Below are 12,067 nucleotides of genomic sequence, written 5' to 3' on the forward strand. Positions count from 1 at the left end.
CCCGCTCAAAGAAGAGGACCCGCCCCACAGTTTCCTGTGGACACGGGTCCTCTTTCTGAATAAGCTGCAGCGACGCCTAGGCCAGCAGTGACGGCTTGAGCTTCTGGAGCCGGCCAAGCAAGCCGTTGATGAAGGCCGGTGATTCGTCCGTGGACATTGTCTTGGCGAGGGCCACAGCTTCGCTGACTGCCACACCGTCCGGGACTTCGTCGTTGTAGAGGAGTTCCCAGGCACCAATGCGGAGGATGATGCGGTCTACCGAAGGCATCCGCTCAAGCGTCCAGCCCTGGGCATAGGTCTGCAGGAACTCGTCGATAGTCGGCTGCATGGAGACGACACCCTCAACGATTTCCATCGTGTAGGGGTTAATGACGAGATCCGTTTTCTCCCGACGCGCCTTGAGCGCGTCAAAAGCCGAAACGGAACGCTGCTCCGCCTCGAAAAGTACTTCAAGTGCCCTGCTACGGGCTTTACCGCGTGCGCTCACTAGTCGTTGACCCGGCCCAGGTAGCTGCCATCGCGGGTGTCAACCTTGACTTTGGTGCCCTGCTCCACGAACAGCGGAACCTGGATTTCGTAGCCGGTTTCCACGGTTGCCGGCTTGGTGCCCGCCGAGGAGCGGTCGCCCTGGAGGCCGGGCTCGGTGTAGGTGATTTCGAGAACGACGCTCGGCGGCAGCTCGATGTACAGCGGCGTGCCTTCGTGGATGGCAATGTTCACCATCTGGTTCTCGAGCATGAAGTTTGTGGCGTCGCCGACCGTAGCACCGGAAACGGTGATTTGGTCGTAGTCCTGGGTGTCCATGAAGACGAAGTCTTCGCCATCCTGGTACAGGTACTGGTAGTCACGGCGGTCAACCGTAGCGGTCTCGATCTTCAGGCCGGCGTTGAAGGTCTTGTCAACCACCTTGCCGGACATGACGTTGCGCATCTTGGTGCGAACGAAAGCGCCACCCTTGCCCGGCTTGACGTGCTGGAACTCAATGATGTTCCAGAGCTGGCCCTCGAGCTTCAGTACGGTTCCGTTCTTGATGTCGTTTGTGGTTGCCACTCGTATCCTCTGGTTTCTCTCACTGGTTCTAGCTACGGTTTCTAGCTTCCAGCCGGGTATGCCAGCCAGCATGCCAAAAGGCGTGCCAGCGCGTATTTATCAAAAATCCAAGAACCATTCTACCGGCAAATGGGAAGTGGCTTGGCTTCGGGTGGTTCCAGCCTGGATCAGGACGCGAGTTCCAGCACATCCCTGGCCCGTTGGAGTGCCACCGCGGACGAGTAAATCAACGCGGCATCGGCGGCTTTGGCAACCCTCAGGTCCAGTGCCTTGGCGAACTCTTCGGACGCGGCCAGCGCATTTCCGCTTACAAAATATGCCCTGCCCAAATACTGGTGGACGATCGCTTCCTTGGATGTGCCCTGGACTTCCTGCAGCAGTTGGCGGAACAGTTGGATGGCACGGTCCAGGCGGTTGGTGGCCCGGTGGACTTCAGCTTCAAAAATCCGCAACCGGAAGGATTCCGGGTCCTTGTAGCGGGCTTCGGCGAGCAATTCCGCCGCTTCCTTTGGCTGGTTTTCCAGCAGCAGCGCCATGATGCGGTCGGCAGGATCTTCCGAAGCGGCCAGCGCAGATTCCAGTGCGTCTTCGTTGACGATTACGGGGAGCAAGGTATCGGGGTTTGTGCGGACGCCCGGGAATCCTGCGGTTGGCCAATCGCTGACCCCTTCCCTGAGGGTGGTCATCATGAAGCAATCTCCTGGTAGGCAGCAAACAACAGGGACGTATCGGGGACGTCCAGAATGCCGGGCTTGGCTACGCCATCCAGTACAACAAAGCGCAGGAGGTCGCCACGGGACTTCTTATCCCGGCGCATGCCATCCAGCAGGCCTTGCCAACGGTCCTTGCGGTAGGTGATGGGCAAACCAAGGCTCTCAAGGATGGTGCGGTGCCGGTCGGCGTCGGCGTCGGAGAGTCGTCCAACGCTTCGGGCCAGTTCAGCAGCGAACATCATGCCTACCGAAACGGCCGCACCATGGCGCCAGGAGTACCGTTCCACGAGTTCAATGGCATGGCCCAGGGTGTGTCCGTAGTTCAGGATTTCGCGCAGCCCGGATTCCTTCAGGTCCTGGGAGACGACGTTGGCTTTGACCGAAATGGCGCGTTCGATGAGTTCACGGACAACGTCCGACTCCGGATCCATCACGGCGTCCGTGTTCTTTTCCACGAGGTCAAGGATCGCGGGATCGGCGATAAAGCCGCACTTGATGACCTCTGCCATTCCGGAAATCAACTCATTCCTGGGCAAAGTCTTGAGCGTATCCAGATCCGCCAGTACAGCCGCCGGAGGATGGAACGATCCCACCAGGTTCTTGCCTTCGGCAGTGTTGATACCTGTTTTGCCGCCAACTGAGGCATCCACCATGCCCAACAAGCTGGTGGGCATGTGGATGACTTTGACTCCGCGAAGCCAGGTAGCAGCAACGAATCCGGCGAGGTCGGTCACGGCCCCGCCACCGACGGCAACAATAGCGTCCGAGCGCGTGAAGTCGTTCTGCCCCAGCACCTGCCAGCAGAAAGCGGCAACCTGTATGTGCTTGCCTTCTTCGGCATCCGGGATCTCGGCCGTCAGCGCGGTGAAGCCGGCAGCTTCGAGCTCATCGCGGACGGTGTCCCCGGTCAGGCGAAGGGCACGTGGGTGAATGACAAGCACGCGTCGAACCCGCTCGCCAAGTTTGGCGGGAAGGGATTGCAGGAGTCCACGGCCCACGATGACGTCGTAGTTCTCCGTGGTTGATTGGCCGGTCACCTTGATGACAGTTGCTTCGTTGCTCACTTTTCAACTTCCTCTTTCAAGGCTGCATGCTGGCGCAGCCGTTCCTCCAACCGGAGGCCGATTTCAGCCACGGATCCCGAACGGACGTCCAGGACAATGTCTGCGAGACGCTCATACACTGGACGCCGGGTGGCAAACAGAGCTTCCCAACGGGACATTGCGTCGCCCTGCAGCAAAGGCCTTCCGGTGTTTCGCGCGATCCGGTCAGCAACAGTCGAGGCGTCGCATTCCAGATAAACCACGGTGCATTCCCCCAGCAATTGCTGGGTTCCCGAGTCCAGGACCGCTCCACCACCCAGCGAAATCACTGCTGGTTGTTCCTTGGCGGCCTCGATGGCCTTCGCCACTGCCCGGGCTTCGATTTCCCGGAACGCGTGTTCTCCCCGCCCAGCGAAAATGTCAGCGATGCTGCCGTGCGCCGCGACCACCACGGCGTCGGTGTCCACGAAGGGAACGCCGAGTTGCTGCGCCAGTTGCTGGCCAATGGCAGACTTGCCAACTGCCATGGGACCCACCAGGACAACGGGACGGCCAGCGCAGCCGTCCTGGGTAGTGCGGCCCACTACCGGCCGACCGAGTCCAGGGTTGCCGGAATGTTGTCCAGGTAGCTCTGCAGGTTACGCGTGGTCTCGGCAACAGAGTCACCTCCGAATTTCTCGGCGATGGCTTCTGCGAGGACGAGGGCAACCATGGCCTCGGCCACAACGCCCGCTGCCGGAACTGCACAAACGTCCGAACGCTGGTGGTGCGCCTTGGCGGGTTCCCCGGTGCTGACATCAATGGTGCGCAACGCGCGGGGAACAGTGGCAATAGGCTTCATGGCGGCGCGCACGCGCAGAACTTCGCCGATGCTCATTCCACCCTCAATGCCGCCGGCACGGTTGGTCTGACGAATAATTCTGCCGTTCTCATCCTTGAGGATTTCGTCGTGCGCTGCAGAACCACGGCGGGCAGCGGTGAGGAACCCGTCACCGACCTCAACGCCCTTGATGGCCTGGATACCCATCAGCGCAGCGGCCAGGCGGGAATCAAGGCGGCGGTCCCAATGGACGTAACTGCCCAATCCGGGGGGAAGCCCGTAGGCGAGGACCTCAACCACGCCTCCAAGGGTTTCGCCTTCCTTGTGGGCGGCATCCACCTCGGCGACCATTGCATCGGATGTTTCGCGGTCGAAGCAGCGCAGCGGATCTGCATCAAGGGCGATGACGTCCTTGGGCAGGGGCAACGCCTTGCCCTCGGGTACTGTGACGCTGGCGATGGAAACGGTGTGGCTTACCAATTCCACGCCCAGTTGCTTAAGGAACTGGGCTGCAACGGTACCAAGAGCAACACGGGTGGCGGTTTCACGCGCACTTGCGCGCTCAAGGACCGGACGGGCTTCATCAAAGCCGTACTTCTGCATCCCGGTGAAATCGGCGTGCCCCGGACGCGGGCGCGTCAGAGGTGCGTTGCGGGCTTGGTCGGCAAGGACTTCAGGGTCCACCGGATCAGCAGACATAATCTGCTCCCACTTTGGCCATTCGGTGTTGCCCACCTGAATGGCGACCGGACCACCCTGGGTGATGCCGTGGCGCACGCCACCGAGGATCGTGACTTCATCCTGCTCAAACTTCATGCGGGCGCCACGTCCATAGCCCAGGCGACGACGCGCCAAAGCATCACGGATTTGCCCGCTGGTGAGTTCAACACCGGCGGGCACGCCTTCAACAATTCCGATCAGAGCCGGACCATGGGATTCACCGGCAGTCAACCAACGCAACATATAACCAATCCTGCCATGTAAGGCCTCTAGAACACTCGCCGGGGAAGCCCAACTGAGTCGCACATCACATCTATGACGGAGGCGTCAACGTCACAGCCACTGAACTGCCGGATCTGCTCCGCCGCTTGGTACATCAGCATTTCAAGCCCGGGAACCACCGCTCCCCCATGGCCGTGCCAAACCTCGGCGAGGCGGCTGGGCCACGGGTCATAAGCGACGTCCAGCAAAACCCCTGCCCCTGTTCCTGGCAGGGCGGCGAGCTCCTCCGCAAGCGCATCGGCCGCGCGCGGTGGAAAGGTGGAGATGACCAGCCCGGACCCAGCCACGGCAGTGGCCGCCTCACTGAGGGGGCGGAGCCGCAGGGAAATTCCGACGGCGGCCGCAGCGGCCTGGGCGTCGACGGCGCGCGTGGCATCCCGGACGAAAACGTCCACGTGCCCGGCCCCGAGCTCGTGTACGGCAGCAATGGCAGCCGCGGAGGTTCCTCCGCCGCCGAGGACAGCAGCATGCGGTGCCGAAGAGATTCCCGCGTAACGCACTGCTTCCACGATGCCCACGACATCGGTGTTGTAACCGATGCGGCGAGCCGAACCGCCGTCGTACTCAAAGGCCACAGTGTTGATGACGCCCAACTGGGCGCCAGCGCCACGGACCTCGTCAACTTCCCTGACCATGGCCGACTTCAAGGGCATGGTTACCGAAAGCCCGCACCATGATTGGTCCCCGCGGAGGGAATCCATGAAGGCCGGAAGCCCATCGACCGTCAGGTCGATTGCCGAGTATTCGATGTCCACGCCGAGCTTGGCATAGGCGGCAGTGTGCATCGCCGGGGACTTCGAATGTGAGATCGGGTGCCCGAGGACAGCGGCGCGACGACTCACACGCACCGTCCGGCGTTGGCCTGGCACCATGCGTTGTATTGCTCAACGTACCTGCTGTGTTCGGCCAGCGTCTTGGAGAACTTGGTCTCCTTGGTGTCCAGGTTGATGGTGACCCAGTACAGGTAATCGTTCTGCGTCGGCTTTGCTGCGGCGTCGATCGCCGTCTTGCCCGGAGAACCGATCGGACCGGCGGGCAGCCCTGGGTTGGCGTACGTGTTGTAGGTGTTGGACTTATCGGCCTTCTCTTCGTCCGTGAGGTGGAAGGACTTCTTGCCCAGGCCATAAGTCACCGTGGCATCGGACTGGATAAGGCCGTTGGTCTCGGTGTTGTTCGGTTTGAGCCTGTTGTAGATCGCACCAGCGACGTTCCCATAGTCGGCCTGGCCGCCCTCCGCCTGGACGATGCTGGCGATGGTTACGGTGTCGTACTGCTTGGCCGGATCCGTAATTCCTTGGGCCTTGAGCTCATCAAGGGTGCTGGAGACCAACTTCTGGATGATGTCCTTACCCGATGTTCCCAGCGGGAAGCGATACTCTCCGGGAGCGAGGAAGCCCTCCAGGTTCTTGGCCTTCGCAGGCACCCCGAACTGTCCGGGCGCCTGGTTGAAGCTGTTGAGCTGTGCCATGGGGATGCCGGAGCCCTTGGAGATAGCCTCCAGCGACTCGTTGATCCTCAGACCTGCACTCAGGGCGAAGTAGATCACTTTGGAAGCGTCTTTGTTGACGAGGACGGCAACGGCGTCGGAGTTTTTCATCTCGGTACGGAAGGTGAATTCCCCCGGCGAGAGCTCGCCGCCCTCGGTCACGAACTCCTTGACGAAGGAATCGGCGTCCGCCACGACGTGGTTTTCCACCAGCGCGGTTGCCACAGCCTTGGGGCCGGCCCCTTCCGGGACCGTAATGCTGACGGAGCCCGTCCCGGGACCGGGGTAATCGGTGACTTTGTCCATGCCAAGGAGGGGCTTGAGGAATTGTGCCCCGATCGCGATGGCGGCAACAAAGACTCCCAGCGTGATCAGCAAGGCAAGGACCCGACGGCGACGCCGCGCCTTCTTGGCCGCGGCCTTGGACGCCGCCGTGACTTCTACCGGAGCGATGAGGTGGTGGTGCTCGTCATGAAGCTCGTCGTGAAGCTCCATGTGCCCTTCGTGGGCTTCGTAATCGTACTGGGGCGCATGGTCTTCAAACGCATGATCATCCACGTGGACCGAGCCTTCGTGGACGCCGTAGGTGTGGGCCTCATTGGCATGACCGGCATAGACATGTGCAACAGCCGGGACCGGAAGGGCATCGTCATGGTGCTCCTCTTCCGAAAGCACGGGCTCCACATGTTCGGCAGGAGCAACCGTCGGCAACTCCTCCGGAATTGGCGGGACCTCCGGAGAAGCAGCCGCCCGCACAGGTTCCGGGGCCGGGGTTTCAGACGCAGCCGGTTGGGGCGCGGCAGGTTCAGGCGCAACCGGTTCAGGCGCAGGGGCGTCAGGCGCAGCAGTTGGCTTGGGAACCGCGGGGATCGGGCGGGGCAGTTCAGGCTCGACATCAGCCGTAGGCGCTGCTTCCCCCGGCGTCGCTTCGGGAACGGGTACGACGTTCTGGTTCTGGGTGGCGAGGAATCGTTCCCGCGCCCGCAGTTCCTTGCGGGTCAGCGGCATGCCGCCGCCGGCGGTTCCGCTGGAGGGGTCGTTGTTGACCGGGCTCACAGTTGCAGTCCCCTCGTAGAAGAATCTGGTTCAGGGCCGGAGGAAGCCTGCAGCGTTGGGGCACTGCTGGATGTATCGGACGGCCCCGGTGCATTTACGCGGCGGCCAACGTCCGTTCCTCTGGCTTTTTGCATGTCGATCGCGTGCTGAAGTATTCCAGCAGCGGCAACCTGATCAACCACTTTACGGTGGTTCTTGCTGCTCATGCCAGCTTCGTGCAGGTTGCGGTGCGCCGTAACAGTGGAAAGACGCTCATCCACGAGGTTCACGGGAACGTCCAAACCGGTTCGGGCGAGCTCGCCCGCAAGCAGTTCGGCGTACTCCGTTGCCATCTGCGCGGAGCTTCGTTCCTCGCCCTTCATGGTCTTTGGAAGGCCCACGAAAATCTGCACGGCCCGCATTTCCATAGCCTGTTTAACCACCACGCGAACGTCGGAGTTCTTTTTGGCGTCGCGGCCCACTGTCTTGAAAGGCGTGGCCAGGATTTCGTCGGGGTCGCAAATGGCCAGCCCAACCCTGACGGTGCCGACGTCTACCCCCAGCTTGATGCCTTGGGGGTAGACGCCGCTGTTCGTACTGGAATTCACCGTTAGCGCTTGGCTATCGCATCCACCACCGCTGTGAGGGCCTCAGAGACCTTCCCAGCGTCGGTGCCGCCGCCTTGGGCGACATCGTCCTTGCCGCCGCCGCCACCACCGAGGATTCCCGCGGCAAGGCGCACCAAAGCTCCGGCCTTCACGCCGGCTTCACGGGCAGCTTCATTCGTGGCGATCAAAATGACGGGCCGGTCGTTGCTGACACCGGCTACGGCCACAGTGGCGGCTTCGGAGCCCAAACGGCTGCGGAGGTCCAGGGCAAGGTTCCGGAGATCGTCTGCGCCACCCACCTGGCCGGCGTCGTGGGCTACAACCCGCACACCCGCGGCGTCCTTGGCGGTACCCACCAGGTTGGCGGCCGCTGCAGCCAGCTGCTCCTTGCGAAGGCGGTCGAGTTCCTTCTCTGTTGCCTTCAACTTGTTCAAGGTGCTGGAGATGCGGTCCGCGAGCTGGCCGGAGGGAACCTTCAACAGTTCCGTGAGTTCCGTAACGAGTGCCCGCTCGGCCGCCAGGTGGCGGAAAGCGTCCAAGCCCACGAAGGCCTCCACACGACGGTTTCCGGAACCAACCGACTGCTCACCCAACAGGGAAAGGCTGCCAATAAGGGAAGTATTGGACACGTGCGTGCCACCACAAAGCTCGCGGGACCACGCGCCGTCGATCTCCACGACGCGTACTTCGCTGCCGTAGTTCTCGCCGAAGAGGGCCATGGCGCCCAGGGCCTTGGCCTCGGCCAAGCCCATGACCTTGGTGTCTACCCGGTAGTTGTTCCGGATGGCGATGTTGGAAACCTCTTCAATTTCCGAACGCGTGGCGGGGCTCAGGCCCTCACCCCAGGCGAAGTCGAAGCGGAGGTAGCCGGCTTTGTTGTAGGAACCGCGCTGGGTAGCTTCCGGGCCCAGGATCTGGTGCAACGCGGCATGCACAATGTGCGTACCAGTGTGCGCTTGCTCGGCCGCGTGGCGCCGTTCACGATCGACGGCGGCGCGCACCAGGGCATCGGTGGCGATCTCACCTTCCCGGACGATTGCCTTATGGACGCTCAGACCCTTTACCGGGCGCTGGACGTCCAGGACCTCGACGACGAATCCGTCGCCGGTGATCAGGCCGGTATCGGCCGACTGTCCACCGGCTTCTGCATAGAACGGCGTCTCATTGAGGACCACTTCGATTTCGTCGCCCGTGGAAGCGTGGGCCACGCGCCGACCGCCGCTGACGATGCCGCGGACCTTGGACTCGCCCTCAAGCTCGTCGTAACCGGTAAACGTAGTCTCGCCCTGGCCAAGCATCTCCTGGTAGGCGGTGAGATCGGCGTGGCCGCCCTTCTTGCCCTTGGCATCTGCCTGTGCGCGCTGACGCTGTTCAAGCATGAGCGAGCGGAAGCCGGCTTCGTCAACCTTAAGGCCGGCTTCTTCAGCCATTTCCAAGGTGAGGTCAATGGGGAAACCGTAGGTGTCATGCAGCGCAAAAGCATCGGCGCCGGACAAGGGAACCCCTGCAGCCTTCGATTCGGCCACCGCATCCTCCAGGCGGGCTGTACCCGAGGCAATGGTGCGCAGGAACGCCTTTTCCTCGGCGTAAGCGATACGGCTGATGCGCGCGAAATCCGTCTCCACTACCGGGTAGACACCCTTCATGGCGTCACGGGAAGCAGGAAGAAGGTCCGGCAGGCAGGCCTTCTCGACACCGAGCAGGCGCATCGCACGGACGGCCCGGCGGATCAGCCGGCGCAGGACATAGCCACGGCCTTCGTTCGAAGGTGCTACTCCGTCAGCAATGAGCATCAGGGCCGAGCGGATGTGGTCGGCAACAACGCGCATCCGGACGTCGTCAGTGTGGTGGGGGTCATCTGCTGACTCGGCAGAGGTGTATTCACGGCCGGACAGCTCTGCAGCCTTGTCAATGACAGGACGGACCTGGTCTGTCTCATACATGTTCTCGACGCCCTGGAGGATCATCGCGAGGCGTTCCATGCCCAGGCCGGTGTCAATGTTCTTGTTCGGCAGTTCGCCCACGATGTCGAAGTCCACCTTGGAACGCACGTTCTCGATCTGGTACTGCATGAACACGAGGTTCCAGATTTCGATGTAGCGCGTTTCGTCGGCGATGGGGCCGCCTTCAATACCGTACTCGGGACCGCGGTCGTAGTAGATCTCCGAGCAGGGGCCTGCGGGACCGGGCTGGCCCGTGTGCCAGTAATTATCCGACTTGCCCATGCGCTGGATGCGTTCTGCCGGAATGCCCGTGTTCTTGAGCCACAGTTCCTTGGCTTCGTCGTCTTCCTCGTAGACCGTCACCCAGAGGCGTTCGGCAGGAAGCCCATAGCCGCCGTCGTCAACGCTCTTGGTGAGCAGCTCGAAAGCGAACTTGATGGCATCTTCCTTGAAGTAGTCCCCGAAGGAGAAGTTGCCGCACATCTGGAAGAACGTGCCGTGCCGTGCCGTCTTGCCGACTTCCTCGATGTCGCCGGTGCGGATACACTTCTGGACGCTCGTGGCGCGTGTGTAGGGAGGCTCTTCGCGGGCCGTCAAGTAAGGAATGAACGGCACCATGCCTGCCACAGTAAAGAGAAGTGACGGGTCGCTGGAAACGAGCGACGCGGAGGGAACGGCGGTGTGGCCCTTGCTGACAAAAAAGTCCACCCAGCGTTTGGTGATCTCCTGCGACTTCATTAGCTGATTACTTACCCTTCTCAATTCACTGCACACGTTGTGCGCGGCACCGGCTGTTGCCGTTCCGCAGCTTTCCATTCTGCCTTGTTGTGGGCTCTGGAGCGAACCGTGTTCGCTAGCGCCGGGCGGGGCTGGTGTTGATATCCGCACTCTGAATGCCCAGCGCGGACCTCAAGTCCTCTTCGCGTTCATGCATGCCTGAGCGCACCGCATCCGCGAAATCGAACAAGCCGTCGGCAAGGCGCCCAACTGCACGGTTCAAGCCATCCGGGCCGATAGTGGCCTTGGCCTCGGTGACCTTGCGGAAGGCAATAATGCCAATCGCCACCCCAATGCCCATCCAAACGATTCTTTTCATGTGTTCCTGGTCTCCAATTGGTTCAGCGGCTGCGACGGCCGGAGGAAGGAGCGCGACGGCCCGCGAAGGCCGAACGGACACCATAGCTGAAGGCTGCAACCTTGATCAGCGGCGAACCAACTGTCGCAGCCACCAGCGAGGACAGGGCGGAAATGTTCGCCGATGCGTCGGACACGTTCGATGCGATGCCGTCGACTTTTTTCAGTTGCTGGTTGGTAGTGGAAACCGTTGCGGTTACTTCGTCCATGAGGGGCGTCGCCCCGTCGCTGATGGATCGGATGGTGGTGCGCACTTCGTCAAAGACGCCACCGAGCTTCAGGATAGGCACGGCCAACAGCAGGACCAGCAGTGCGAACACTCCTGCCGCAATCAGGCCGGCGATGTCGCCACCAGACATAGAATTCATCTCCTAGATTGTTGCGCTGCCCGGCACGGCCGGTATCCGGCTTCGACCAAGGCCTCCCCAGTACCCTATCGAAAAAACGTCAGTACCCTACCTACAAAGAAAGCCCGCGGCGTGTGCCACGGGCTTTCTTTGTAATCGCTGCTTGAATTTAGCGGGCGTAGAATTCGACGACGAGCTGCTCTTCGCAGATCACGGGGACCTCGGAGCGCTTCGGGCGGCGAACCAGGCGGGCCCTGCAGGGCGTCCAGCTTGACGTCCAGGTATGCCGGCACGTTGTTCAGGGCGTGGGCACCAGCAGCTGCGACCTGGAACGGAGCCATGACCTCGGAGCGGCTGTGAACGTGGATGAGCTGGCCTTCGCCAACGCGGAAGGACGGGCGGTCCACGCGGATGCCGTCAACCATGATGTGGCGGTGCACAACGAGCTGGCGGGCCTGTGCGATGGTGCGGGCGAAGCCTGCACGCAGTACGAGGGCGTCCAAACGCATTTCGAGCAGCTCAACCAGGTTTTCACCGGTGAGGCCCTTGGTGCGGCGTGCTTCTTCGAAGGCACGGGTCATCTGGGCTTCACGGATGCCGTACTGGGCGCGGAGACGCTGCTTTTCGCGCAGACGTACGGCGTAGTCGGAGTCCTGCTTCTTGCGGGCACGGCCGTGCTCACCGGGGCCGTACGGGCGGCGCTCCATGTACTTGGCGGCCTTGGGGGTCAGAGCAATGCCGAGTGCACGCGAAAGGCGTGCGGTACGGCGAGCACGAGTGTTGTTAGCCACTTGTGTCCTTCCAAATTACTGCGGTGTGTCAGTGTTACTGGCCTCCATCAGGGAGAGCATCGGCCAACCGCTGCCTTTTGCTACTGGCCCGCGGC

Annotated in this window: 12 protein-coding genes and 1 pseudogene; all 13 read right to left on the bottom strand. The window is 61.9% G+C overall.

The window, feature by feature from the left end:
* Positions 1–76: 76 nt before the first annotated feature.
* The gene (gene nusB / locus LDP01_RS04525) at positions 77–487 is read right to left on the bottom strand and encodes a transcription antitermination factor NusB (RefSeq protein ID WP_216925562.1); all 411 of its coding nucleotides are present in this window, start codon (positions 485–487) and stop codon (positions 77–79) included.
* The gene (gene efp / locus LDP01_RS04530) at positions 487–1,050 is read right to left on the bottom strand and encodes an elongation factor P (RefSeq protein ID WP_011774957.1); all 564 of its coding nucleotides are present in this window, start codon (positions 1,048–1,050) and stop codon (positions 487–489) included. The genes nusB and efp overlap by 1 nt, the downstream gene beginning before the upstream one ends.
* Before the next feature lie 167 nt (positions 1,051–1,217).
* A complete protein-coding gene (locus LDP01_RS04535) occupies positions 1,218–1,739 on the bottom strand; it encodes a tetratricopeptide repeat protein (protein ID WP_224090545.1) in 522 nt (173 codons plus the stop codon).
* Complete coding sequence (gene aroB, locus LDP01_RS04540; protein ID WP_224090546.1) at positions 1,736–2,827, bottom strand: 3-dehydroquinate synthase; 1,092 nt, start codon at positions 2,825–2,827, stop codon at positions 1,736–1,738. The genes LDP01_RS04535 and aroB overlap by 4 nt, the downstream gene beginning before the upstream one ends.
* Entirely contained in the window at positions 2,824–3,390 is a 567-nt protein-coding gene (locus LDP01_RS04545; protein ID WP_224090547.1) for a shikimate kinase, read from the bottom strand. The genes aroB and LDP01_RS04545 overlap by 4 nt, the downstream gene beginning before the upstream one ends.
* A complete protein-coding gene (gene aroC, locus LDP01_RS04550) occupies positions 3,390–4,589 on the bottom strand; it encodes a chorismate synthase (RefSeq protein ID WP_224090548.1) in 1,200 nt (399 codons plus the stop codon). The genes LDP01_RS04545 and aroC overlap by 1 nt, the downstream gene beginning before the upstream one ends.
* Before the next feature lie 26 nt (positions 4,590–4,615).
* Entirely contained in the window at positions 4,616–5,470 is an 855-nt protein-coding gene (locus tag LDP01_RS04555; protein WP_224090549.1) for a shikimate dehydrogenase family protein, read from the bottom strand.
* Complete coding sequence (gene mltG / locus LDP01_RS04560) at positions 5,467–7,170, bottom strand: endolytic transglycosylase MltG (RefSeq protein ID WP_224090556.1); 1,704 nt, start codon at positions 7,168–7,170, stop codon at positions 5,467–5,469. Before mltG ends, LDP01_RS04555 begins: the two co-directional genes overlap by 4 nt.
* Positions 7,167–7,757 carry a Holliday junction resolvase RuvX gene (gene ruvX / locus LDP01_RS04565; RefSeq protein ID WP_224090564.1) on the bottom strand — a complete coding sequence of 197 codons (591 nt, stop codon included), beginning with the start codon at positions 7,755–7,757 and terminating at the stop codon, positions 7,167–7,169. Before ruvX ends, mltG begins: the two co-directional genes overlap by 4 nt.
* A gap of 2 nt (positions 7,758–7,759) precedes the next feature.
* Entirely contained in the window at positions 7,760–10,438 is a 2,679-nt protein-coding gene (alaS, locus tag LDP01_RS04570; protein WP_224090566.1) for an alanine--tRNA ligase, read from the bottom strand.
* A gap of 115 nt (positions 10,439–10,553) precedes the next feature.
* Positions 10,554–10,796 (bottom strand): DUF6167 family protein, encoded by a 243-nt coding sequence (locus tag LDP01_RS04575; protein WP_224090568.1) that lies wholly within the window; start codon positions 10,794–10,796, stop codon positions 10,554–10,556.
* A 22-nt stretch (positions 10,797–10,818) separates the two neighbouring features.
* On the bottom strand, positions 10,819–11,193 hold the full coding sequence (locus LDP01_RS04580; protein WP_216925653.1) for a DUF948 domain-containing protein: 375 nt from the start codon (positions 11,191–11,193) through the stop codon (positions 10,819–10,821).
* 157 nt (positions 11,194–11,350) lie between these two features.
* Positions 11,351–11,972 (bottom strand): annotated as a pseudogene (gene rpsD, locus LDP01_RS04585) (30S ribosomal protein S4).
* Between the last annotated feature and the right edge of the window lie 95 nt (positions 11,973–12,067).

Source organism: Arthrobacter sp. StoSoilB13, assembly GCF_019977255.1.
Taxonomy (GTDB): Bacteria; Actinomycetota; Actinomycetes; order Actinomycetales; family Micrococcaceae; genus Arthrobacter.

Excerpts from the sequence above, each read along its gene's own strand:
- LDP01_RS04580 (WP_216925653.1), bottom strand. The coding sequence starts at position 11,193 with ATGTCTGGTGGCGACATCGCCGGCCTGATTGCGGCAGGAGTGTTCGCA.
- alaS (WP_224090566.1), bottom strand. The coding sequence starts at position 10,438 with ATGAAGTCGCAGGAGATCACCAAACGCTGGGTGGACTTTTTTGTCAGC.
- LDP01_RS04535 (WP_224090545.1), bottom strand. The coding sequence starts at position 1,739 with ATGATGACCACCCTCAGGGAAGGGGTCAGCGATTGGCCAACCGCAGGA.
- LDP01_RS04575 (WP_224090568.1), bottom strand. The coding sequence starts at position 10,796 with ATGAAAAGAATCGTTTGGATGGGCATTGGGGTGGCGATTGGCATTATT.
- aroC (WP_224090548.1), bottom strand. The coding sequence starts at position 4,589 with ATGTTGCGTTGGTTGACTGCCGGTGAATCCCATGGTCCGGCTCTGATC.